The organism is Lacinutrix mariniflava, from assembly GCF_001418015.1.
Taxonomy (GTDB): Bacteria; Bacteroidota; Bacteroidia; order Flavobacteriales; family Flavobacteriaceae; genus Lacinutrix; species Lacinutrix mariniflava.
Genome location: NZ_LIQG01000028.1, coordinates 70,290 through 93,608, shown reverse-complemented (window position 1 = coordinate 93,608; position 23,319 = coordinate 70,290). Strand labels below are relative to the sequence as shown.

24 protein-coding genes and 1 tRNA gene are annotated in these 23,319 nt (G+C 31.8%); 15 read left to right on the top strand and 10 right to left on the bottom strand.

Annotated features, from left to right (window positions below):
- Positions 1-110 precede the first annotated feature (110 nt).
- Complete coding sequence (gene trxB / locus ASC44_RS14485) at positions 111-1,094, bottom strand: thioredoxin-disulfide reductase (protein WP_055448341.1); 984 nt, start codon at positions 1,092-1,094, stop codon at positions 111-113.
- 130 nt (positions 1,095-1,224) lie between these two features.
- Positions 1,225-1,887, bottom strand: a complete 663-nt coding sequence (locus tag ASC44_RS14480; protein ID WP_055448340.1) for a MopE-related protein — start codon at positions 1,885-1,887, stop codon at positions 1,225-1,227.
- A 312-nt stretch (positions 1,888-2,199) separates the two neighbouring features.
- Between ASC44_RS14480 and ASC44_RS14475 the strand changes: the two genes are divergently transcribed.
- Both ASC44_RS14475 and ASC44_RS14470 read left to right on the top strand, forming a co-directional pair.
- Positions 2,200-3,231: a helix-turn-helix domain-containing protein gene (locus ASC44_RS14475; RefSeq protein ID WP_055448339.1), complete on the top strand. Its 1,032-nt coding sequence runs from the start codon at positions 2,200-2,202 to the stop codon at positions 3,229-3,231.
- Positions 3,232-3,416: 185 nt separating this feature from the next.
- On the top strand, positions 3,417-4,457 hold the full coding sequence (locus tag ASC44_RS14470; protein WP_055448338.1) for a helix-turn-helix domain-containing protein: 1,041 nt from the start codon (positions 3,417-3,419) through the stop codon (positions 4,455-4,457).
- Between the two features lie 76 nt (positions 4,458-4,533).
- Here the strand turns inward: ASC44_RS14470 and ASC44_RS14465 are convergent, their stop codons facing one another.
- The 5 genes from ASC44_RS14465 to ASC44_RS14445 all read right to left on the bottom strand — a co-directional run bounded on the left by ASC44_RS14465 (position 4,534) and on the right by ASC44_RS14445 (position 6,728).
- Positions 4,534-4,986: a ferritin-like domain-containing protein gene (locus ASC44_RS14465; protein WP_055448337.1), complete on the bottom strand. Its 453-nt coding sequence runs from the start codon at positions 4,984-4,986 to the stop codon at positions 4,534-4,536.
- A gap of 269 nt (positions 4,987-5,255) precedes the next feature.
- Complete coding sequence (locus ASC44_RS14460) at positions 5,256-5,690, bottom strand: hemerythrin domain-containing protein (protein WP_055448336.1); 435 nt, start codon at positions 5,688-5,690, stop codon at positions 5,256-5,258.
- 148 nt (positions 5,691-5,838) lie between these two features.
- Positions 5,839-6,045, bottom strand: a complete 207-nt coding sequence (locus ASC44_RS14455; protein ID WP_055448335.1) for a hypothetical protein — start codon at positions 6,043-6,045, stop codon at positions 5,839-5,841.
- Positions 6,045-6,392 (bottom strand): hypothetical protein, encoded by a 348-nt coding sequence (locus ASC44_RS14450; RefSeq protein WP_055448334.1) that lies wholly within the window; start codon positions 6,390-6,392, stop codon positions 6,045-6,047. The genes ASC44_RS14455 and ASC44_RS14450 overlap by 1 nt, the downstream gene beginning before the upstream one ends.
- A 3-nt stretch (positions 6,393-6,395) precedes the next feature.
- Positions 6,396-6,728 carry a YtxH domain-containing protein gene (locus ASC44_RS14445; protein WP_055448333.1) on the bottom strand — a complete coding sequence of 111 codons (333 nt, stop codon included), beginning with the start codon at positions 6,726-6,728 and terminating at the stop codon, positions 6,396-6,398.
- A 198-nt stretch (positions 6,729-6,926) separates the two neighbouring features.
- Here ASC44_RS14445 and ASC44_RS14440 point away from each other — a divergent pair, with 198 nt between their 5' ends.
- Together ASC44_RS14440 and ASC44_RS18205 are read left to right on the top strand one after the other, a co-directional pair.
- On the top strand, positions 6,927-8,291 hold the full coding sequence (locus ASC44_RS14440) for an NAD-dependent succinate-semialdehyde dehydrogenase (RefSeq protein ID WP_055448332.1): 1,365 nt from the start codon (positions 6,927-6,929) through the stop codon (positions 8,289-8,291).
- Positions 8,292-8,307: 16 nt separating this feature from the next.
- Positions 8,308-8,460: a hypothetical protein gene (locus tag ASC44_RS18205; protein ID WP_169787494.1), complete on the top strand. Its 153-nt coding sequence runs from the start codon at positions 8,308-8,310 to the stop codon at positions 8,458-8,460.
- 319 nt (positions 8,461-8,779) lie between these two features.
- Here ASC44_RS18205 and ASC44_RS14435 read toward each other — a convergent pair whose 3' ends face one another.
- Positions 8,780-10,159, bottom strand: coding sequence for a hypothetical protein (locus ASC44_RS14435; protein ID WP_055448331.1), 1,380 nt, complete (start codon positions 10,157-10,159; stop codon positions 8,780-8,782).
- 18 nt (positions 10,160-10,177) lie between these two features.
- Positions 10,178-12,625, bottom strand: a complete 2,448-nt coding sequence (locus ASC44_RS14430; protein WP_055448330.1) for a TonB-dependent receptor — start codon at positions 12,623-12,625, stop codon at positions 10,178-10,180.
- 105 nt (positions 12,626-12,730) lie between these two features.
- On the opposite strand from ASC44_RS14430, the gene ASC44_RS14425 reads away from it, so the two are divergent.
- Positions 12,731-13,714 (top strand): helix-turn-helix domain-containing protein, encoded by a 984-nt coding sequence (locus ASC44_RS14425; protein WP_055448329.1) that lies wholly within the window; start codon positions 12,731-12,733, stop codon positions 13,712-13,714.
- Positions 13,715-13,902: 188 nt separating this feature from the next.
- Here the strand turns inward: ASC44_RS14425 and ASC44_RS14420 are convergent.
- Positions 13,903-13,977: transfer RNA gene (locus ASC44_RS14420), tRNA-Pro, on the bottom strand.
- A 109-nt stretch (positions 13,978-14,086) separates the two neighbouring features.
- Here ASC44_RS14420 and ASC44_RS14415 point away from each other — a divergent pair.
- From ASC44_RS14415 to ASC44_RS14375, 10 genes are all read left to right on the top strand, one after another.
- On the top strand, positions 14,087-15,190 hold the full coding sequence (locus ASC44_RS14415; RefSeq protein WP_055448328.1) for a PQQ-dependent sugar dehydrogenase: 1,104 nt from the start codon (positions 14,087-14,089) through the stop codon (positions 15,188-15,190).
- Positions 15,191-15,197: 7 nt separating this feature from the next.
- The gene (locus ASC44_RS14410; protein WP_083476318.1) at positions 15,198-15,617 is read left to right on the top strand and encodes a c-type cytochrome; all 420 of its coding nucleotides are present in this window, start codon (positions 15,198-15,200) and stop codon (positions 15,615-15,617) included.
- 51 nt (positions 15,618-15,668) lie between these two features.
- Complete coding sequence (gene udk / locus ASC44_RS14405; protein ID WP_055448326.1) at positions 15,669-16,277, top strand: uridine kinase; 609 nt, start codon at positions 15,669-15,671, stop codon at positions 16,275-16,277.
- On the top strand, positions 16,277-16,579 hold the full coding sequence (locus tag ASC44_RS14400; protein ID WP_055448325.1) for an FtsB family cell division protein: 303 nt from the start codon (positions 16,277-16,279) through the stop codon (positions 16,577-16,579). Before udk ends, ASC44_RS14400 begins: the two co-directional genes overlap by 1 nt.
- Entirely contained in the window at positions 16,572-17,915 is a 1,344-nt protein-coding gene (locus tag ASC44_RS14395) for a methylmalonyl-CoA mutase subunit beta (RefSeq protein ID WP_055448342.1), read from the top strand. Before ASC44_RS14400 ends, ASC44_RS14395 begins: the two co-directional genes overlap by 8 nt.
- Positions 17,916-17,926: 11 nt before the next feature.
- Entirely contained in the window at positions 17,927-18,637 is a 711-nt protein-coding gene (locus tag ASC44_RS14390) for a hypothetical protein (protein ID WP_055448324.1), read from the top strand.
- 2 nt (positions 18,638-18,639) lie between these two features.
- Positions 18,640-20,793, top strand: a complete 2,154-nt coding sequence (gene scpA / locus ASC44_RS14385; protein WP_055448323.1) for a methylmalonyl-CoA mutase — start codon at positions 18,640-18,642, stop codon at positions 20,791-20,793.
- A 338-nt stretch (positions 20,794-21,131) separates the two neighbouring features.
- Complete coding sequence (locus tag ASC44_RS18125; protein WP_161805029.1) at positions 21,132-21,281, top strand: hypothetical protein; 150 nt, start codon at positions 21,132-21,134, stop codon at positions 21,279-21,281.
- 42 nt (positions 21,282-21,323) lie between these two features.
- Complete coding sequence (locus ASC44_RS14380; RefSeq protein ID WP_055448322.1) at positions 21,324-21,788, top strand: GNAT family N-acetyltransferase; 465 nt, start codon at positions 21,324-21,326, stop codon at positions 21,786-21,788.
- Between the two features lie 156 nt (positions 21,789-21,944).
- Positions 21,945-23,174 (top strand): hypothetical protein, encoded by a 1,230-nt coding sequence (locus ASC44_RS14375; protein WP_055448321.1) that lies wholly within the window; start codon positions 21,945-21,947, stop codon positions 23,172-23,174.
- The last annotated feature ends 145 nt before the right edge of the window (positions 23,175-23,319 follow it).

The following is a 23,319-nucleotide window of genomic DNA, read 5'->3' as shown; positions in this document are numbered from 1 at the left end:
TTTTTTTGTTATTAAAATATTGCTTTTCAACTTTTGAGTTCCAACCTGCGTTAGAATAAATTTGACTAACACTAAGTCTATGTACTAAGCCTTAGATTATAAAGTCTTATTTAATTATAATTAGAAGTGCTAACCTCAAACGTAGAATCCTTAGCTGCTAAATAACGTTCTGCATCTAAAGCTGCCATACAACCTGTTCCTGCAGCTGTAATCGCTTGTCTGTACACGTGATCTGCTGCATCACCACTTACAAAAACACCATCTACATTAGTTTTAGATGTTCCTGGCTTTGCATACTTAATATATCCAGTTTCATCTAAATCTATAAAACCTTTAAAAATATCGGTATTTGGCTTATGCCCAATAGCTACAAAAAATCCTGTTGCAGGAATATCATGCGCTTCATTTGTTTTATTATTTTTTACACGTACACCAGTTACTACTTGTCCGTCTCCTAAAACTTCTTCGGTTTCAGTATTAAATAGTATTTCTATATTCTCTGTGTTTTTAACTCTTGCTGCCATGATTTTAGAAGCTCTAAACTCATCACGTCTTACTAACATTGTTACTTTTTTACAAAGCTTAGATAAGTAGTGCGCTTCTTCACAAGCACTATCTCCTGCTCCAACTAAAACAACTTCGTGATTTCTATAAAAGAAACCATCGCAAACTGCACATGCCGAAACGCCTCCACCAAGTTTTAAATATTTTTGTTCAGACTCTAAACCTAAGTATTTAGCACTTGCTCCTGTAGAAATAATTACAGTCTCAGCGTGTATCTCTTTCTCTTCGTTTACCCATACTTTATGTACATCTCCTGAGAAATCTACTTTAGTAATCCAACCATCTCTTACATCTGTTTCAAAACGTTCTGCCTGCGCTTGAAGCTCCATCATCATTGCAGGTCCAGTAATTCCTTCTGGATAACCAGGGAAATTTTCTACTTCGTTAGTTGTAGTTAACTGTCCTCCAGGTTGTGTTCCTTGGTATAATACCGGTTTCATGTTCGCTCTGGCAGCATAAATGGCAGCAGTATATCCTGCTGGTCCAGATCCTATTATTAGGCATTTTACTTTTTCTATTGTATCAGACATGTTCTTTAATTTATACTACAAAAGTAGTTTTTTTGATAGAAACCTTACAGTTAAGTTATCAACAGTTATTATCGAAAAATAAGAATAACTTATACAAGAAAATAGTAGCTTAAATTGACGTTTAAAATCTCTAATTTCTAGTCATTAAGCTCCAACTAAAACCACCGCAACCAGTATCTAAATCACCAGGATTTGTAGTATCTGTAGCATTTTCAATAAATGCTTGCGATGGACTGTCGTAAAATGATTGACAAAGATTAAACATGTTAGTTGAAATATTAGTAAAAACAAATTTACTATACAAGCCAGCATTAAAAGGATTATTTAAATCATTTAAACAAATAACATAGTTACTCTCAGTTTCCAAAATATGATAAAGATAAATTGCATTACTGTTTGTACTAGTTGTTATACTTGTATTAGTAATGGTATGTACTCCGTTAAAATTATCTATCCAACTCCCTGATATTTGATTAAGCAAACTGCACTCGTCAATTTCTCCATTCCCGTTATTATCTATAAAATCATTACATATTTCTTCTGCTCCTGGATAAGTTGTTGCATCGTTATCATCAAAATCACTATTATTTAGAATATAACCGACTGGTTGTGTACACGATTGCTCAAAACTGTTAGGGTTTCCAAAACCATCTTGATCTAAATCTTGATACCAAATTTGTTCTGTACAATTATCAATAGCTTCATCGACGGCATCATCTTCACTACAAGAGTTAAATGCACAAATCCCAATTGTAAATACTATTACTAAGCATCTATTTTTATTCTGTTTCATAATTTTTGGTTATTATATATTAATAGTTTCTACTTAACGTTAATATGTTTAAAGCTTATTAACACTACCTCTTTATGTGAGCATTCCTAAAAGGTTAACATGACTACATAAAAAAAACACCATATAGCCATTCTTCCATCTAAAAGAAGACTTGAGCTATTATAAAAAAGAACGAAAACAGCATTTAATTAATAACAATCACGTGTTTTCCTCTTGTGTATAAACCAAAAAAAAAATAAAAAAAATAAAATCTAATTAGGTCAATAGTGTTAACTTTGATAGTCTAATGATTAAGTATATATACTATTAATTATGCCTATAAAAACCACACTCGTTCACGATTCTATAAAATCTATAGTTCTAGAGTTATCTAAAGCAGTTAAAGCTAAACACGATGAAGATAATAATGAGCTATGTTTTGATTTCCCTAAAGAAGTAGGTGATGGTTACATTAAGGCAATAGAGTTTGATTTTGGTATAGGTATTATTATAGCAGACTTTCTACTAAAAGAAAACCTTTCTATTACTTTTAAGAAGGAGAAAATAAACCCTCTAAAGTTCTTTTTCAACCTAGATTCTAAAATAGAATTTATAGGAAGTGAAAACCAATTAAAATTAAATAGGCTCGAAAGCTTAATGCTAGGGCCGGGAACCAATGAGTCTCAAACCTTTAATTTTTTCAAAAATAAGCCAACAACTTTTCTATACATACAGGTAAACCGTAAACGCTTTGAAGAAAAAATAGAACAGTTTATAAATGATATGAGCGAAGATCTAGAAACGCTATTTCGAGATCTAAATGGTATTAATAAATTTTATCATAAAGGATATTATTCTTTAGAGATAGCATCAATAATAGAGGACTTTAAATCTTGCGAGCTTACAGACTTTATGCAATCTATCTATTTAGAAGGTAAAACTTATGAAATTATCACCCAATACCTTCAGCTTTATACCAATAAAAATAACAGGCCCGACAACCACAAGCTTTTAAGAAAATCGACTGTCACTAAAATAGAAGAAGCTGTTAGTATTATTAAAAAGGAATTAGATGTTAGAATAAGCGTAAATACTCTAGCTAAGCGTGTCGGCTTAAACCAAAACACTTTACAATGTGGTTTTAAACAATTATTCTCTACCTCCGTAAACGAGTATATTCGAGATCATAAAATAGAATATGCAAAAAACCTTTTAGAGAATTCTGAATTAAACATCACAGAAATAACCTATAAAATAGGCATAAATTCTAGAAGTTATTTTTCGAAATTATTTAAAACAAAATACGGCATAACACCAAAACAATACATTGCCCAATCTAGAAAAGAAGATAACAAATCAGCATAAAAAAAAAAAAGATTTAAAAAAAATAAATATTAACTCAAAAAAGCATAAAAATAACACTATCAATTTTTTAAAATGCACTTAATAGTGTTATTCATAATTTCAATTTTGTTAATCGATAAAGCATAAAAAAAGTTCTTTTGTAACATAATCTTAAATCATAATTTAATTTAAAAGATTGTAACGTTATGAAAAAATCAAAAATTATGGATTCTTTACCTAAAGCAATGCTTAGGTTAAATGAAAAATTAGGAGGTATTCTTATCGAGAAATATGGCATCTACACCCTAAAGTTCGATAACGCTTTTGGAAAAGGAATTATTAAACAGTATACTTTAATTAATAATATAACAGTAACGGATTTTGAAATTGTTTTAAATCAAGATCTCGTATACAACATTGGAGATAAAGAAAACAATTTATTATATTTTATCTACTGCACAGAAGGTCTCGGCTATTTTAAATCTAAAACAAACGAAAAATACAATAGAATAGAAGAGCTTAGGCCCGGAATTATTGGCTGTAACCGTAATTCTAAAAATCAAATAAATATAAAAAAAGACGTTCCTTTTATCCTTAATTTAATCTCAATAAATAGAGACTCATACTTTAAACGATTCTCTAAAAGTGTGTTTGATACTAATTTGGAATTAGAGAAGTTATTAAACTCTTTTGACTCTTTAGAATCTAAGTTGTATTTGAGTACTTTTAATTTAAAAATTTCTAATAAATTAAGGGAAGTAAAAGAAGAATTGATGGTACTCCCTCTTTCTGGTCTTTTAAAGATGGAAAGCTCCTATGCGTTAATCTTAGCATTACATCTTGAACAATTTTATAAAGAAATTTATGAAGAAAGACCTATTGCTTCTTTAACAAAGTCGGAACTTCAAAAAATAAGACGTCTTACAGAGTATATAATTGAAAGTCCAGAAATACAGCATTCTATTAATAGTTTATGCACAAAAATCACAATGTCTCCTGCCAAATTACAGGAAGGTTTTAAAGGTATGCACAATACAACCGTCGCAGATTTTGTGAGAAACATTCGTATTGAAAAATCTGAAAAACTCCTTGTAGAAACCGACTTAAACATTTCGGAAATAGTATATACAATAGGCCTAACTAGTAGAAGCTATTTTTGTAAAATTTTTAAAAGCAAATACGATTGCAGTCCTAAACGTTACAGAAAAATAATTCGAACCAAACCAATTAGCAGTATTACAACTTAACAATTAAACTAAAAAAAAAGGATATCTACATAGATATCCTTTTTTGTTTATAATTATTTAACCAACAAAAAAATAATTAATCAACAATGTCCTCTAAGCCTTTAATGGTATTTAAACCCACTTCAATTTTAGATTTTTGATTTTGTAAGACTGATTTTGTAGAAGATGGTAAATTTACATCTCCCAAAACATCACTATATTCTTCAACTGCCGCTTTTTCTCCTCTAATGGATTCCTCAAGCATACTTTCTTCGTTATTACTTGAGAACAAAGCCTTGGTATCCATCCATGCACGATGTAATGTACCAGCTACGCTTCCTCCTTTATCTACTTCTTGACCAAAAGCTTTTATTTCTGTTTTTAATTCATGACCAAAATCGTAACGTTGTTGTGCTTTGGTGTTGAAATAATTTTTTAAACCAGAATGATCAACATTCTCTGCCGCTTTTTTATATCCTTTTTCGGCATCATATGTTCTTTCAATTAAATCATTTAATTTTTTTCCTACTTCTTCTGTGTAAGTTCCCATAATAGTCTGTTTTTAAATTAATATTATTCTAACAAAGACAACAAATACTGTTACCTTCAAAGTAAATTTATAACAAAAAAAGCGACTAAATTTGCTTCATTAAATACATTTTTAATCTAAAAAATTACTAATGTTTTTAACATAATTAAACGTTAAACAAGCGTGTTATATGTATTGTTATCATTCTCTTAAGACTCTCGATAACAAAAGTAAATTCAATACATTATATTCTGTACAATAATGAATGCGAATGCTATTTATAAAAGCTACTATCTTTGCTCTTTAATATAATTTTGATATTCTAAAGCCAAGGACATTTTAAGCTTATCTGTTAATACCTTACCAGCCATTTGAAAGATTTTATGCTCTTCCTCCTCTAAATGGTGCTCTACTTCATGCTTTAGCTTCTTTGCAATCTTTAACCAACCAGACGAATCGTAATCCATTTCTTCTAACTCTGCAAGAAGTTCGTCGATTTCATGATGCTCCGCGATACCATGTCTAGCTAATTCTTGAGTTAAGTCATCTTCTATAAGCGGAATGTAAAAGAAGCGTTCTTCTGCATCCTCATGGATTACTAATTCGTGCTTAACCGCTTTAAATATTTCATCTCTCCTTTTGGTATCTCCAGAAGTCTCTACTAGTTTGTTTAATAAGTCTCTCTGTATTTCGTGATCCTTTCTAAGTGCTTCAAATATATTCATGATCGTTTTGTTTTTTAAAATTAAAATCTACTTATAAAAGTAAAATAACAGCCTGTTTTATAATTGCTGCATCGCATTAAATAGTAATGTTTTTAAATAAAAAAATCGGCATATAGCCGATTCTTAATTAATTTAATATTGTTATTATCTACTTCCTAAAAAGCTTCTTAAGTAAAACCATAGAGCCTATTTTACCTGCTACTTTAACACCTGTTTGCATCCATTGAGCTGGTTGTAAACTCTCCTTCAAATCTTCTCTTACAGATTTCACTTCTTCTTTAGCAATTTGACGCTCTAGGTCTAATCGCATAAGATCATCTTCTATCTCCTTAAAATTTCTGTAACCTTGCTTCATTATTTAAAAAATGTTTTAGACAGTTTCTGGATAACCTTTGTATCGATGTAGCTTCTAAATAAAAACATTAGTAATGCACATATTGAGAATAATAAACCCACTATAACAAAACCTAAGGTGTAACTATTTAAAAGAGCACCTATGTAAAATGCTAATGAAATAGACAAAAACACTAATCCAATAAGAAATAAGCCGCCAATAGCAACTGCTTTAAATATCATACTTACAGATATAGAAAGCTGTTGAAAAATCTTTAGCTTATAAAAGTCATGAGATTTCTGCAAATATTCTTCGGACTGGTCTAGAGCTTTATTTGAAGCTTCATTTAGCGAATCTATTACAGACATATATTATGATGTTTTCTGTAACTTCTTATTTCTGGCTTTCAATATCTCTAACTTCTTTTCTAAAGTTGAAATAACATCATCTGCTTTATAACTTGCATTTTGCACTACACTCTCTAACTGAGACTCTAGAGTTGCTTTTCCAGATACTACGTCGTGTGTAAATTGATCTTTAAGTTCTATTGCTGTAGACGCCACTTTCTCTTTCGCTGAAATAGCTTCGTCAGTTAATTTTTTTCTTGTGTTACTACCTTTATCTGGTGCAAATAAAATCCCTAAAGTTGCTCCTATAGCAGAGCCTAATAATAAACCTAATGCTGCGTTTCCGTTGTTGTTCATGATAGTTTGTTTTAATTGTTAATATTACATTTTTTGAGAGTTAACTAATATGACGCTAACTCCTACACAAAGTTACAACACAACTTCTAAAACTCTCTTAAATTTAACTTAAATGAATTGTAAAAAATTGTTAATATAATAATATAAGCCTTTTTTTTAAGAAATTTTATATAAATTCATCAAAGAAAACATTGATTTATGAATAATACTATAACAACAACTAATCCATTTAATGGTGCTGAATTAAATAAATATGAGCTCTTTTCGGATAATAAAACACAACAAGCTTTAAATACCGCTGAGAAAACCTTCCAAGACTGGAAATTAACGCCTTTAAAAAAGCGTTCAAAATTACTTAGAAAACTTGGCGATGTTTTAAACGATAATATCGAAAAGTACAGCGAATTAATTACTCTTGAAATGGGTAAGCCTATAAAAGAAAGTCGCGCTGAAATAAAAAAATGTATTTCATTATGCGATTTCTATGAAAAAAATGCAAAACATTTTCTTGCAGAGCAAATAATAGAAACCGAAGCTCATGAAAGTTTTATTAGTTACGATCCATTAGGTGTTATACTTGCAGTAATGCCATGGAATTACCCATTTTGGCAAGTTTTTAGATTTGCAGTCCCAACACTAACTGCCGGAAATACAGCATTACTTAAGCATTCGTCCAACGTTACGGGCTGTGCTTTAATTATTCAAGACTGTTTTGAAAAAGCAGGATACCCAATAGGTTGCTTTCAAACCGTATTGGCAGATCACGATGCTATTGAAAACTTAATTCAAAATGAAAAAATTAAAGCAATATCCCTAACAGGTAGTGAGAAAGCAGGAATAAGCATAGCAAAAACAGCTAGTAGCGTTTTAAAGAAATCTGTTTTAGAGTTAGGTGGAAATAACGCCTGTATTGTATTAGATGATGCAGACTTAGATAAATACTTAGACGTCATGGTAAAGGCAAGGTTTCAAAACTCTGGACAAAGCTGTATTGCGGCAAAACGCTTTATAGTAACCGCAGGTATTTACGATAAGTTTGTAAAACGTTTTAAAGATAAAGTCGAAAATCTAAAATATGGGGATCCATTAAAAGAATCAACCGACATTGCCACACTTGCAAGAACAGATTTAGCTAAAGATTTAGAGAAACAAGTTGAAGACTCTATAAAAAAAGGCGCTAAAGTTTTAATTGGAAACAAAACCGATAAAACGTATTACGCTCCCACAATCCTTACCGACGTTACAGAAGACATGGCCGTTTTTAAAGAAGAAACCTTTGGACCAGTTGCTCCCATTATTAAAGCCAAAGACTTAGACCATGCTATTCAATTAGCATCTAATAGTAGGTTTGGATTAGGGACTATGCTTTTTACTAAAGATGTAGAAAAAGCAAAACAAAAAATAATACACATTCCAGATGGCGCTTTTTTTATTAATGAATTAGTAAAATCGGATCCAAGATTACCATTTGGAGGCACGAAAGCTTCTGGGTACGGAAGAGAATTATCAAAAGAAGGTATTCACGAGTTCGTGAATATAAAGACAGTATTTATTAACAAATAAAAACAAACAAAAAATCATGAGTTTAATTAAAGAAGAGAACGAAGAAAGAAAAGACTACCTATTACAAAAAGATAAAACAACAAAAAAGGTCACTACCATTGTAGTTATTGCGTTAGTAATCTTAGTAGCAGCAGTCGTTGCGTCAGGTTTCTTTTTTAAATGGTTTTAAACACAACTACACATTAAACACTAACTTTTAGGCCTAAAAAAAAGCTCAGTAAAACTGAGCTTTAAAAGTCGGGGTGGCAGGATTAATTATAATTATCAATCACTTATACAAACCGCTCTGTTATAATGCTTACCTCTTTTTACTCCTCATTGCTCTTTGCAAATTAAAAAGAACAAATTATTACTTTAATAACCATTAATACACAAGTTTAATTAATTAATTAATTGACTCTCTATTAAACCCTTGAAAAAAAGTTCTCTTTATAAAAGAGAAAAATAAAGCAGGTCATAATAAATTATGCCTGCTTTAAATAGTATTATTAATAGGCTCCTATATAATAACTACCTGAAATAGTTTTTAATTTAGCACCTTTTGTAATTTCTTTTGTTAAGGTATTAATAACATAAATAGATCCGTCTTGACCAGAAGGTGATAATGGAACATATGCTTTATCTCCAACAAGTCCAATATTTTGGTACTGACCAAATGTAGTTGACAAATCTGCATTAGCCTCAACATCTGTAGGTAATTGAACAGAGTTTGACGGTGTGTTTAAATCGATTAAAGCAACATATCCTCCTTCTGTATCTGCTAATGTGTACAAAACAACACCTATTCCATTTTTAACATACCTCCAAGCTTTAATTGATGCTCCCGTAACACCTATTGCCGAGTTTAAATCGAAATGAAAACTTTGGTCGTACTCATTAGTTGTACTATTAATACGAAGAATATCTGCACCCGACGTAGCTGTCGCTTGGTAAATATGTCCATCTGTACCAAGATATTGTGTCATTGTACGGTATGAGTTGTTAACTGCTATTGAATTTGTAGAAGTAATAACGCTTGGATTATTGAATGAAGGGTAATCTAACACTAACGTTTTTGTACCTTCTATTTCATCACTAGGCCATTCTGGAATACCATCTTCATCTAGAACAGGTGTTCCTGTAGGATCTATTTTTCTTGTTCTACAACCAATAAAAACTTTGGTTTGCGCAGCGTTTAAGATAGGCACATCTACACGACCTACATTATATCCAGCTGCTCTTTCTTCGTCTGACCAAGGAAAATCGAATATTGCTGTGTTAGTAATTCCTGTATTCACTAAATCTATTAAAGCTACTTTTATTTCACTATCACTACCCACAAATGTAAAATTTGGAGCCTCTCCTTCATATGCTACATCATATGAACTTGCATAAACACCAATACCAATACCTTCTGCTGCTTTCATCCAACGTGGTGCTGTTCCTAAAATTGCAGCTGTGTTTAATTCTGGTCCTTCTTCTTGAAAATTAAGTCCGCCACCAACAGTGTATTTATTGTACACACCACCTTCTGTACCTGTATATTGTATGTTATACAACAGTTTACCATCTTCTGAACCTTGTACACGAGCAGTACGGCTAGATTTTAAAGCAAAACCATTAACAAATGTTGCATTTTCTATTTTAAAAATATCTACTTCATAATTTGGGTTAGCCGCATCCGCTTCTGTTAAAGCGTAGGCAAGTGTACCTCCATTCCCTCCTGTTCCAGCATCATCAGGAAAAGATCCTGTTAGTGTAATCCAACGTGTCGAATCTACCGGATCAGTAGTTCCTGGATCAGTTGCTCCTATTGTATCATCATCACTACAGCTTCCTAAAGCTAAAACGATGCTTAATAATCCTATTTTAAATAGATTTTTTTTCATGGTATTCCTTTATTTGATTTATAAAATATTCTTAATTGTGTAATTTAATTTGAAATAGATACCTCTTCCTGGTTTTTGGATATTAAAATTATCATAGACTTCGGCATTAAACATGTTTTTTACGTCTATACTAGCTACCCATTTTTGGGAAGGAAAGCGATAGCTCACTCCAATATCATGCGGCATTTGACTAGGCGTTTTAGACCATTCTGGCTGTCCCCAAACCGTGTAGTATTCGCCCACATACCCAACAGAGTAATAAGCGTTTAAGATGGATTTCTTTTGAAATACATCATTAAATCGATACTGTAAATTGGCGTTAACGGTAAAAAAAGGTTCATTAGGTATTTGCATACCATAAAGCGAATGCTGACCTCCATTTTCGTCTAGTTGCTTAAAAACATTGTTGAATTTTGAAAAATTTAAAGATGCATTTAGTCTATTATTATAATTATAGATAACCTCTGCTTCAAAACCTCGTGATTGTGTTTTACCAAGATTTACGTATTTAGTTACTGCTATATCGGCATCTGCTTCTACTTCAATTTCTGATTCGTCAACCGCTTGTTTATTAATTTTATCGATACCATTACGCCAAAAAGCATTAGCATAAACCGATATCCTGTGTTTATCAAACTCTAATGCTCCCAAACGGAAACCTAAATTGTAATTAATATTTTTTTCAGCTGTTAATTCTGGATTCGCGAGAATATTACTTTCAGCATCTCCAAATAATTGATATTCACTAGGCGAAACATACGAACTCTCTGTAGAGGCTAGAATATATAAATCGGGAACTACATTATAGGATAAAGTACCTCCATAACCAAAATTAGAATTGGTTGAAAGTGTATCGGTTTTTACTATGGAGTTAACACCATCTGTCTCAACAATGTCATAGATTATTTGGCTCGTGCGATTATGTGTGTATTTACCTAAAAAATTTGTTTTTAATTTCTTATTAAAAGTTTCAGCTTCATAATTCATAGAAATTATGTTTTGAGAAATTGTACTTACAGTCGCTAAATCGCCATAGCTAGTATCTAATAAGTCTGTATCTTCTCTATCTGTAGCTTCGTATTTATGATTTAAAGATACACGATGCCTATCGGCGATCATATAAGCCAAATTGGAACGTATATTAGTAATTTTCCTATCGGTATTAGACATTACTTTTTCACCTTGTTGCCCTCCTAGGAGAGTTTCAAGAGGAATGGTTTCAAAATTTTGAATAACTTCTCTTGGATTCCCATCCCAATTGTATGCAATTCCGACAGTATCTTGTAAAAAAGTTCTACGGTAACTTCTTGCTCCATTAACTTTTAGTGCTAAGTTTTTTGCGAAAAAATTATTCTTACTATAGTTAAGTAAAATCACACGCGCTTCGGTTTCACTAAATCTTCCCACATAAGGTGTAGACATTGTTATGCCATGAGGAATTTCTTTATAAGCACTAGAGCCATTATAGCCAATAAAGAACTGGTCGGCCCATTTTTTGTCGGTAAATCCAAGTTCAAAACGCCCACCTAAGGACTTATACTTATTATTAAAACGTTTAGCACGATAATACCTTTCAATAACCTGTGTAGGCGTTACGAAAGTTGATGAATAGCCCCAAGTTTTATAACTATTATCTGTATACGTATAAAAAGCGGAGCCTCTAAAAGCGAGTCCCGTTTTCTTTTCGCGAAGCGTTACACTAATATCAGATTGTGATGTATTAAACGACCCATAAGATGTAGCTATATTAGCATTATTTTGAGATACATCTTTTTTTAACACCACATTAATGGCGCCTCCGGCATAACCACCTGTGAGGTGAGATGGCAAAACGCCTTTATAAACCTCTATACGCTCAATCATAGAAGTTGGTATATTATTAAGATTAAAAGACTGACCATAAGTTGAAACTTCTAAGCCATCCAGAAATATTCCAATGGTACTTCCTGACATCCCATTAAGGTTATATTCTACATCAGAGCCTATACCTCCAGTTTGTCTTATGCGCACACCAACAGCCCTGTCTAACAAATCATTAGTCGATAAACTTCTTAAAGAGGCGTCTTTTGTATCTATTATAGCTACAGCAAAACCACCTTCTTCAATTTTTTTCTTAGCTGTTTTTCCTTCAATAGTTACTTTCTCTAAACTTTCAATATTTTCAGTTAAAGAGAAATTTAAAGTACGCTTTTTGTTCGCTTCGTTTCCATTGAAACTTACCTCCTTTGCCATAGTATTAAAACCGATATAAGACGTTCTAACACTATGCTTTCCTTGAGGTATATTTTTAATACTATATGTACCATTTTCGTTGGTAATTGCAGCTCGCAAATTTTTACCAACAACAACAGTAGCTCCCAATAATGGTTGTCCTAAATCATCAATTACTGTACCCGACAAAGTATTTGAATTGCTTTGGGAATACACTGAAAGACCAATAAAAAAGGTTAATAAAAATAATTTCAAATTCGCTTATTTAGACTTAATAAAAATAATATATTTGCAAATATATCTTCTTTAGATTAATTCTTAATAACGCAAAAAGAATTTTAAACAACGTAAAAGGAATAAATGGAAATTAGATTTAAAAGCTCAGAGTTTGGTGGAGTAGAAATAGTAAAAGCTTTTAATAAAGACTTTAAAACTTCGACTTTAGTCGAAGACAATAATTCTGAGTTTAAAGACGGAGTTACTGGTACTGTAAAGCATATACATATAAACAATGCTTATATTCTTTTTCAAGATTACAGTAATAAAAAATTAGAAAATTACACCGTAGAAATCACTCAAAATAAGCCTGTTTTTTTACTTCAGTTTATTCTTAATGGCGCCGTAACATTTTCTTTAAACAAGACATTAAGTACTACATTTAGTTTAAATAAAAACATGTATAATTTATTTTTTATTCCAGCTTCAAAACATATACTCAAGCATCTTAATCCTGAAAAAAAAGTTTTAAACATCTATTTTACAGAGTCTTTTGTTTCTAGTAAAATGGGCGCATGCTTTATTATAAATTCAAAAAAGTACCAACAAGCTAAAAGAGACAATGAAATTTATTCCTTTTTTAATACAGGTTTAATGATCAATGGTCAACTAAGAACCATTGTAAATGAATTCCTTAATTGTTCTTTTGAGGGCATTACAAAGCATTCCTATTTAGAATCAAAATTAACCGAATTAACCTTAATTGCTCTCGCATCGAACCAGTCTGAATCTACAACAAACACATTAAAGGAAGACGAAAAAAAATGTCTAGCAAGTATAGAAAAACATATTAGAACGCATTTAAAAGAAGACTTAACTATAGAAAAACTCTCTGTTTTAGCAGGTTTTAATACTTCAAAATTTAAAAGTATTTTTAAACAGGTTTACGGAATGCCAGTATTTAAATACATAACTTCTTTAAGAATTGAAAAAGCAATCCATTTGATTTCAAATCATGATTATACCATTGCACAAGCCTCATACGAAGTCGGTTATAAAAACCCTCAACATTTTACAGTAGCTTTTAAAAAGAAATTAGGGTATTTACCTAGCCAATTAATCAACTAATTACCAACTACTTAAAGCGTATTATTGTTAATTATTATATTTTTGGAGACAATCCTTTTTGGTTACACCAATAGAACCTATACTTCACTGAAACAGCCTCATAAATAATGGCTTTTATTATCAAATAACATTTAGCAACATTATATAAAATAAAAAAACCTGATAAAATAAATTATCAGGTCTTTTTGTCGGGGTGGCAGGATTCGAACCTGCGGCCTCCACGTCCCAAACGTGGCGCGATAACCGGGCTACGCTACACCCCGAATAGTTATCAAACTAAAACCGTTTGATTTTAGAAGTGCAAATATACTCTACTTATTTAAATAACAAACTATTTTTATTGTAAATTGTAGAAAACATTTCAAAAAAATAATGAGAATAAAAAAAATATACTGCTATATACTGCTATTGCTCACTTTTTCGGCTTGTGCTCAAGACAAAAATCCAGTAAATAATAAAAATTCTCACGAAATTATAGTCCCAGAACTAATAAATCCTTGGGGATTTGTATTCTTACCAGACAGTTCTATGCTAATTACAGAGAAAGAAGGCAAAATAATTCACTTTAAAAACAAGATTAAAAAAGAAATTAAAGGCTTGCCTGAAATCTATGTTCGTGGTCAAGGTGGTTTACTAGATATTAATATTCATCCAGATTATAAAAATAATGGTTGGATCTATTTCTCTTATGCTTCACCAAAAGGAGAAGAAAAAGGAGGAAACACGGCTATAATGAGAGCTAAAATTAAAAACGACTCTCTAATTAACAAAGATCTACTCTACAAAGCAGAACCAAATACTACTAAAGGTCAGCATTTTGGATCACGAATAGTCTTCGACAAGCAAGGTTACCTTTATTTTTCTATTGGAGAACGTGGTAATCGTGATGAGAATCCACAAGATATAACACGAGATGGTGGAAAAATATACAGATTAAACGCTGATGGCACAATACCAATAGACAATCCTTTTACAAATTCTAAAGGCGCTAAAAAAGCAATTTGGTCTTATGGCCATCGCAATCCGCAAGGCATGGAATTACATCCAGAAACTCAAGACATTTGGACACATGAGCATGGTCCAAAAGGAGGAGATGAAATTAATATTATTAAAAAAGGAAAAAATTACGGTTGGCCAGTAATAACTTATGGTAAAAATTATTCTGGCACTTCAATTACAGACGAAACTAAAAAAGAAGGCATGGAACAACCTCTGCATTATTGGGATCCCTCTATTGCACCAAGTGGCATGTCGTTTATTTCGTCTAACAACTATGGCGATTGGAAAGGCAGCTTATTGGTTGGCTCTTTAAAATTTAGCTATTTAGACCGTTGCGAATTAAAAAACGGTAAAGTAATTAAAGAAGAAAGACTTTTGGACGGCATTGGCAGAGTACGCTCTATCGAACAAGGTCCAGATGGCTTTATTTATGTTGGTGTAGAACATTTAGGAATTGTTAAATTGATAAGAAATTAAATCTATTATGAGAATTTTAAGCTTAAACCTATGTCTTCTTTTTATTCTATGTGCCTGTAATTCTTCCGATAAAAGAATGGCTCAAAACACTACTCCAATGCATCAGGATTTTTCCGAAGGCAAAGAAATATATAACGGTTTTTGCATGCAATGTCATATGCCAAATGGCGAAGGCGTACCTAAAGCTATTCCGCCATTAGCGAAATCAGACTATTTAATAAACAACAGATTAGAGAGTATAAAAGCTATTAAATACGGGCTTTCTGGAGAAATTACCGTTAATGGTAAAACGTATAATTCTGCAATGGCAGCACAAGGACTAGACAACCAAGAAATTGCTAATGTAATGAACTATATCACAAATAGTTGGGGAAATAAAAACACAACGTTAATAAGTGAAGAAGAAGTTTCGAAGGTTGAACGCTAATATTTTGTTTCAAATTCCTAAATTTGTTCAATTAAATTTAATAAATAAAAGATGCTTATAATAGGAATTGCTGGTGGTACGGGTTGTGGAAAAACAACTGTAGTAGAGCAAATAATGAATGAATTACCAGAAGGCGAAGTGGGTATAATCTCTCAAGATTCATACTACAAAGAAACGTCTAACTTATCTTATGATGAGCGTACTAAAATAAATTTCGATCACCCAAAATCGATCGATTTTAAATTATTAAGAGAACATTTAACAACTTTAAAAGCAGGACATAGCATTGAGCAGCCTGTCTATTCTTTTGTAGACCACAATAGAACAAAAGAAACGGTTACAACGCACCCTAAACATGTAATGATTGTGGAAGGTATTTTAATTCTTAGTAAGCCAAAAATTCGTGACATGTTCGATATTAAAATATTTGTACATGCAGATAGCGACGAGCGTTTAATTAGACGTGTAAAACGAGATATAGCAGAACGTGGCAGAGATATAAATGAAGTGTTAACACGTTACCAAACAACGCTTAAACCAATGCATCAACAATTTATTGAACCAATGAAAGAGTATGCAGATTTAATTATACCAAACAATAAATATAATACAGTTGCAGTTGATATTGTACGTACAATAATTAACGAAAAACTAACTTAATGCTTAAATATTTCAAGAACATATTCTTTATTATTCTTCTTGCATTCGTTATATGGATGTTGTTTTTTGATGGCAATTCTTTAATAATTCATAACGAGTTAAATAATGACATTCAAAAACTTGAAAAAGAAAAAGAGTATTATAGAAAAGAAATAATTAAGGATAACAAAGCGATAAAAGAGTTAAAAAAAGAAGAAGGATTAGAGAAGTTTGCGCGCGAAGAATATTATATGAAACGCGATAATGAAGACATTTACATTATTGAATATCAAGACAGTTTAAAAGTTAAAAATGATGAGTAAGAAACTATTTAGCGATTTTGAAAGTGTTTCTGCAAAAGCATGGAAACAAAAAATTCAAGCAGATCTTAAAGGCGCAGATTATAACGAGACTTTAATCTGGAATACTACCGAAGACATTAATGTTAAGCCTTTTTATAACAAAGAAGATCTTGAAAACAATGCGTTATTGAACGTTTCGGCTAACTCATGGTCTATTTGTCAATCCATTTTTGTTTTTGATGTTGAGAAATCTAATGCAAAAGCAGTAAATGCAATTGAGCGCGGTGCAGAAAACATTACGTTTATTGTCCCAAACAACGACGTTTCAATAGCCGTTTTATTACGTAATATTGATGCCACTTCTACTCCACTCTATTTCGAACTACAATTTTTAGATGCAGATTACGCAAAGCAATTATCGACTATTGCTGGAGTTTCAATTTTAACAGATACTATTGGAAACCTTGCCCGTTCTGGTAATTGGTTTAGCACTTTAAAAAGTGACAACGAAACCTTAGAAAAAATTATTTCTGCTAATAACAAAACACTTAGCGTAGATTTAAGCTTATATCAAAATGCTGGCGCAAGCATTGTACAGCAACTAGCTTATAGTTTAGCACATGCTAACGAGTATTTAAATCTTCTACAAAACGATTTAAAATCTCAAATCATATTTAAAGTATCTGTTGGTACTAATTATTTTTTCGAAATAGCCAAGCTTCGTGCTTTAAGAGTCCTTTGGAAAACCTTAGCTTCAGAATATAATGTTATAGAAGACTGCCATATTATAGCAACACCAACAAAACGTAATAAAACAATTTACGATTACAACACAAACATGTTACGCACCACTACAGAATGCATGAGTGCTATTTTGGGTGGAGCAAACACTGTTTGCAATCTTGCTTACGACGCTATTTACCATAAAGATAACGAGTTTGGAGAGCGTATTTCTAGAAATCAGTTATTGGTTTTAAAACATGAAAGTTATTTTGATGCTGTCGAAAATGCTTCGGATGGTGCTTATTATATTGAAAGCTTAACACAGCAACTTGCCGAAAAAGCATTAATTTTATTTAAAGACATTGAAGCAAAAGGTGGTTTTCTAAAACTTTTAAAGGAAGGGTTAATTCAGAAAAAAACGAAAGAAAGCGCTACTAAAGAACAAGCAAGTTTCGATACTGGAGCTATTACCTTACTAGGCACAAACAAACACCCAAATACAGAGGATAGAATGAAAGAAGATTTAGAACTCTATCCCTTTTTAAAAATGAATGCAAGAAAAACGCTAATTGAACCAATTTTAGAAAGGCGTTTAGCTGAAACTAGTGAACAAAACCGATTAAAAACTGAATAAATAATTTACAAATGAAAACAACTTTTAAACTCTTATCCTTAGTTCTTTTAGTTACATTTTCTAGCTGTGATAACGCTAAAAAAACAGAATACAAATATGCTGAAAGCCCAAAATTATTAGCTTGCGACTTTCCAAATGGTGATTTATTAAAAGAGGCTGTGTATTCTTTCGAGAACGATCTTAGTACCACATACAGTTTTCCAAAAACTAATCTTGCAAAATCGTATTCTACTTTTATATTACAAAGACAAAGAGGTAAATTAAATGCAAAAGAGATTGCAAGCGAGCACAGTTTAAATTTAGCAAAAGCTTTAAAAAAAGAGGCTCATTTATGGTCTACAGTAAATACAACACCTACTCTTAACAGCTCAGATCCTTTAATGGATTGTATTGTTAACAACATAATAAATGACGATATAAAAAGAACTTACAACGCGTTACTATCTACAAACAGTTTAAACCCTAAATTAGTGTTACCGCTTTTAAATGGTACTTCTAGATTTGTTCAAGCAGATGGTAGTTTAAGAACGTATGTGGCTTTAGAGTTGTTTTATTCTCAACTATTAGACACTAAATTAGAAGAGCTAAAAAATCCTAATCCGCAGGTACAACCTGAACCAGCAAAGCCGAGTGTTAATAGTGTAAATTTAAATAATACACCTAAACAGGTCGCACCTGTAAAACTAGAAGAAAAAGCTCCTCACGCTGGACATAATCACTAATAATGAGCAGAAAAGACCTTCAACATATCGTCATTAAATCTGAAGCTAAAAGCCAGAATTCTAAAAAAGTTAATAGTTCTATTACAGCCGAAGACATTCCTGTAAAATCTATTTACGCTAAGTCCGATTTAGAACACTTAGAACATTTAGACTTCGTAGCAGGAATTGCTCCAAATTTACGTGGACCATACTCAACAATGTATGTGCGTAGACCTTGGACTATTAGGCAATATGCAGGTTTTTCTACTGCCGAAGAAAGTAATGCGTTCTACCGTAGAAATTTAGCCGCAGGACAAAAGGGACTCTCTGTTGCTTTCGATTTAGCCACACACAGAGGTTACGATTCTGATCACGAACGCGTCGTTGGAGATGTCGGTAAAGCCGGTGTTGCCATAGACAGTGTTGAAGACATGAAAGTGCTTTTCGACCAGATTCCGCTAGATAAAATGAGCGTTTCTATGACCATGAATGGTGCTGTATTACCAATCTTAGCCTTTTACATTGTTGCTGCCCAAGAGCAAGGCGTAGCACTTACAGATTTAGCAGGAACCATACAAAACGATATATTAAAGGAGTTTATGGTACGTAACACGTACATCTATCCTCCTACACCATCCATGCAAATTATCTCGGATATTTTTGAATACACGAGTAAAAACATGCCAAAATTTAATAGCATTAGTATTTCTGGTTACCACATGCAAGAAGCAGGTGCCACTTGCGATATTGAGTTGGCTTACACTTTAGCCGATGGTCTAGAATACATAAGAAAAGGATTAGCCGCAGGAATGGACATTGATACTTTTGCACCAAGACTCTCTTTCTTTTGGGCCATTGGTATGAATCATTTTATGGAAATCGCCAAAATGCGTGCAGCAAGAATGTTGTGGGCAAAACTGGTAAGTCAGTTTAATCCTAAAAATCAAAAATCGTTGGCTTTACGTACGCATTGCCAAACTAGTGGATGGAGTTTAACAGAACAAGATCCATTTAATAACGTTGCTAGAACAACTATAGAAGCGACTGCTGCTGCTTTTGGTGGCACACAAAGTTTACACACCAACGCACTAGACGAAGCGATTGCATTACCTACAGATTTCTCTGCTAGAATTGCAAGAAACACTCAAATATATTTACAAGAAGAAACCAATATTACAAAAACGGTAGATCCTTGGGCAGGTAGTTATTATGTTGAAAAACTAACCGATGACATCGCACAAAAAGCATGGTCTTTAATCGAGGAAGTTGAAGAACTTGGCGGTATGACTAAAGCTATTGAAGCTGGTATTCCAAAATTAAGAATTGAAGAAGCTGCGGCACGAAAGCAAGCACGAATAGATTCTGGTCAAGATCTTATTATTGGTGTTAATAAATATGTTTTAGCCGAAGAAGATCCACTTCATATTTTAGAAGTCGATAACCAAACCGTACGTTTACAACAAATTGAAGGTTTAGAAAAAATTAAAGCCGAACGTGATACTAAAAAAGTAACCGAAGCTTTACATAATTTAACTGAAGCCGCACGATTATCTAACGAAACTAAAGATTCTAACGTAAGTGCAGAAAATAATTTACTACATTTAGCAGTATTAGCAGCAAAAGAACGTGCTACTTTAGGCGAAATTAGTGATGCTTTAGAAGCTGTTTATGGCAGATATAAAGCACAAATAAAATCATTTTCTGGTGTGTATAGTAAAGAAATAAAAGACGATAAGAGTTTTGCGAAAGCAAAAGCATTAGCAGACCAATTTGCAGAGCAAGATGGTAGGCGACCGCGTATTATGATTGCTAAAATGGGACAAGATGGCCATGATCGTGGTGCAAAAGTAGTCGCTACTGGTTATGCAGATATTGGTTTCGATGTGGATATTGGTCCGTTATTTCAAACACCTCACGAAGCTGCAAAGCAAGCTGTAGAAAACGATGTGCATATTCTTGGTGTGTCTTCTTTAGCTGCTGGACACAAAACATTAGTACCACAAGTTATAGCAGAACTTAAAAACTATGGCAGAGAAGATATTATGGTTATTGTTGGTGGTGTAATACCTAAACAAGATTACCAATATTTATTTGATGCTGGAGCTGTTGCTGTTTTTGGTCCTGGAACTAAAATTAGTGAAGCTGCTATTACTATTTTGGAGGTTTTAATAGATTAAATATTAGAAACCAAATAGTAATTAACTCTAAATAAAATTAGTAATATTTAAAACCACTTAGTGAAAACTTAGTGGTTTTTTTATGCCTTTACGGTTTCCCGTAAAATAGATTTATTCTACTTTAGTAACTTGGCTTTTATTAGAGAAAAATACGTAGTTCTACGTATTTTTTACGCGGCAAATAATGGTTAAATTCGTTGTCTGTATCTTTTAGTTATAAATAATACTAAACTTACTATAACCTGTTATATTTACGGGATATAGTTAATAAAAGTTACTATATAACACGTTGTATGCAATTACGAAAGAAAATAGATTAATAATAAATATAAATAATTATGAGAAATTACAAGTATGAAATGTTCGGACCAGGAGATGACAGTATTGATGACAGATATGATAGAGGTGAATCGGAAGATGATCTTCGAGAAAATCCAGACACACGTGATATTATGAATGATCCTGACAGTGATCGTTATAATGGTTAAAAAAAAAGCACCCTATTGGGTGCTTTTTATTAATAAATTGATATGAAAATTAGAAAAGGAAAAGATTCTGATATAAGTCAAATTATAAATTTATTTAAAATTTTAGATTTAAAACACATTAAAAATCAAAATGATTTTAAACAGTTTATAAATTTAGAAAGATATACTTATCTTATTGATAAATGCCTTAAAGAACAGGATTACTTTCTCATAATAGCAGAAAATAGCGATAAACTAATTGGATTTGGAATCGGTAGATTATTACAAATAGAAAATCATCCTTTTCTTAAGAATAAAAAAATTGGTGAAATCTTATATTTAGTAATTGATGAGGAATTCAAACTAAATGGTTACGGAAAAAATATTTTGAAAACTTTAGAAAATCAATTAAAATTGAAAGGTGCTGAAAGTTTTGAATTAAGAGTTTATAATTTTAACAAAGAGGCGCAACCTGAAAAAGTCAATTATAAAAAGAAATTCACCATTTATGAAAAATCAATTGAATAAAACTGCATACAACACCGTATAAAAATAATTGCGGCTTAGTACTTAATTCAAAGGTCGTTGCGTGTTTGTAACGTCTGATTTTCCTTCGGAAAATCCTCACATACAAACCCGCAACTATTCTTAAACCTAAACGTTAGCAAAAAAAAAAAAAAAAAAATGAAGATAGTTTATTTAACATTAGGATTATTTATAGCAGTTAGTTCTTGTATTTCTAAGAATGATTCTAAAAATTTAGAAAAAGAGCAATTACAAGCTCACAATACGAAACAAGAATCAACAGTTAATGGAAATCGTAAACTCAATGATGAAAAAACAGTTGATAAAGAAAAATCAAAAAAAATAAGAGATTTTACTTTTACTATTTTAAACGTTGACGAAGAAAATCTTGAGGGTTTTTTATTTATCGAAAATAATATTACAAATAATGAAATTAAGGTTCCAATTGAAGTAGTAGAGATTGAATCTGCAAATATTGACTCTTATGTTAAGTTTGAAGATTTTGATTTTGATGGTAAAGACGAATTGCTAATCGAATTAGGAGAACCAGCTCGTATGAAAAGAGGCTTTAGAATACTTGATTATAATACATTAGAACCAAAAGCAATATTTAGAAAAACCAAACAGCATATTTTCATCGGTAGTTCAGATGATAAAAGTGATTTAACCAATATCATTAACGCTGGTTACAGGTCTGGTTATGAAATTGATAAAAATATTAAACTTATACAATTTGGTGGAGCTTGTGGTGCTGATTGTACTAATATAGAAATATATACTTTTAACAATGGCATATATAATTTGAAAACATCAAAGTTTATTGAAAATGGAGTTACAACTATACAACAATCAGATAATGAATTTATAATCGATGATTTGTTAACTTTAAATTCACAAAAAGATATTGAAAAAAGATTTGGCAAAGAAAATGTTGTAACAGATATTGTCTTTCCAAGTAATTTTGATCCTGAGCCAGTAGAAGGTGCTGAAACACCATATGGAACAATTCTTTTCAATCGAACAGATAATATGGTTACATTTTTTTGGAAGGACAAAAAGAACTTAAGAGATTTAGAAAGTATAGTTTTCAGCAAACTGAATTCGAAATGGCAAACCAAAGAAGGAATAAGTATTGGTACAGATATAGAACAACTCGAAAAAATAAATAAAAGTGAGTTTGAATTTTATGGCTTTGAAGAGTTTTTAAGAGGTGGTCTTATATTTGATTGGGGAAAAGGAATTTTAGAAAAGAAAAGCATTAAGATAAGTTTAAAACCATCGAATAACACACCTACAAGATTATTTGAAGACGGAATAAAAATAAAAAGTTCTTCAACAATCGCTAAAAACGGGAATATTTTCGTTGGAGAAATAACAATGTGGAAATAAAAGCCTGCAGGTAACACCATATATAATTTATTGCTGGCTTCTTGCCTACTTACGAAAGTCCTCGCGGACTTCTATTCAGTTAACACTTATTACATTTTGTTCAACCACCCAATATAAAAAAACCTTAGTCACAAGTAAAATAAAT

Bases quoted from the DNA above. Each gene is read 5' to 3' on its own strand.
- trxB (WP_055448341.1), bottom strand. From the start codon at position 1,094: ATGTCTGATACAATAGAAAAAGTAAAATGCCTAATAATAGGATCTGGA.
- ASC44_RS14480 (WP_055448340.1), bottom strand. From the start codon at position 1,887: ATGAAACAGAATAAAAATAGATGCTTAGTAATAGTATTTACAATTGGG.
- ASC44_RS14475 (WP_055448339.1), top strand. From the start codon at position 2,200: ATGCCTATAAAAACCACACTCGTTCACGATTCTATAAAATCTATAGTT.
- ASC44_RS14470 (WP_055448338.1), top strand. From the start codon at position 3,417: ATGAAAAAATCAAAAATTATGGATTCTTTACCTAAAGCAATGCTTAGG.
- ASC44_RS14465 (WP_055448337.1), bottom strand. From the start codon at position 4,986: ATGGGAACTTACACAGAAGAAGTAGGAAAAAAATTAAATGATTTAATT.
- ASC44_RS14460 (WP_055448336.1), bottom strand. From the start codon at position 5,690: ATGAATATATTTGAAGCACTTAGAAAGGATCACGAAATACAGAGAGAC.
- ASC44_RS14455 (WP_055448335.1), bottom strand. From the start codon at position 6,045: ATGAAGCAAGGTTACAGAAATTTTAAGGAGATAGAAGATGATCTTATG.
- ASC44_RS14450 (WP_055448334.1), bottom strand. From the start codon at position 6,392: ATGTCTGTAATAGATTCGCTAAATGAAGCTTCAAATAAAGCTCTAGAC.
- ASC44_RS14445 (WP_055448333.1), bottom strand. From the start codon at position 6,728: ATGAACAACAACGGAAACGCAGCATTAGGTTTATTATTAGGCTCTGCT.
- ASC44_RS14440 (WP_055448332.1), top strand. From the start codon at position 6,927: ATGAATAATACTATAACAACAACTAATCCATTTAATGGTGCTGAATTA.
- ASC44_RS18205 (WP_169787494.1), top strand. From the start codon at position 8,308: ATGAGTTTAATTAAAGAAGAGAACGAAGAAAGAAAAGACTACCTATTA.
- ASC44_RS14435 (WP_055448331.1), bottom strand. From the start codon at position 10,159: ATGAAAAAAAATCTATTTAAAATAGGATTATTAAGCATCGTTTTAGCT.
- ASC44_RS14425 (WP_055448329.1), top strand. From the start codon at position 12,731: ATGGAAATTAGATTTAAAAGCTCAGAGTTTGGTGGAGTAGAAATAGTA.
- ASC44_RS14415 (WP_055448328.1), top strand. From the start codon at position 14,087: ATGAGAATAAAAAAAATATACTGCTATATACTGCTATTGCTCACTTTT.
- ASC44_RS14410 (WP_083476318.1), top strand. From the start codon at position 15,198: ATGAGAATTTTAAGCTTAAACCTATGTCTTCTTTTTATTCTATGTGCC.
- udk (WP_055448326.1), top strand. From the start codon at position 15,669: ATGCTTATAATAGGAATTGCTGGTGGTACGGGTTGTGGAAAAACAACT.
- ASC44_RS14400 (WP_055448325.1), top strand. From the start codon at position 16,277: ATGCTTAAATATTTCAAGAACATATTCTTTATTATTCTTCTTGCATTC.
- ASC44_RS14395 (WP_055448342.1), top strand. From the start codon at position 16,572: ATGAGTAAGAAACTATTTAGCGATTTTGAAAGTGTTTCTGCAAAAGCA.
- ASC44_RS14390 (WP_055448324.1), top strand. From the start codon at position 17,927: ATGAAAACAACTTTTAAACTCTTATCCTTAGTTCTTTTAGTTACATTT.
- scpA (WP_055448323.1), top strand. From the start codon at position 18,640: ATGAGCAGAAAAGACCTTCAACATATCGTCATTAAATCTGAAGCTAAA.
- ASC44_RS18125 (WP_161805029.1), top strand. From the start codon at position 21,132: ATGAGAAATTACAAGTATGAAATGTTCGGACCAGGAGATGACAGTATT.
- ASC44_RS14380 (WP_055448322.1), top strand. From the start codon at position 21,324: ATGAAAATTAGAAAAGGAAAAGATTCTGATATAAGTCAAATTATAAAT.
- ASC44_RS14375 (WP_055448321.1), top strand. From the start codon at position 21,945: ATGAAGATAGTTTATTTAACATTAGGATTATTTATAGCAGTTAGTTCT.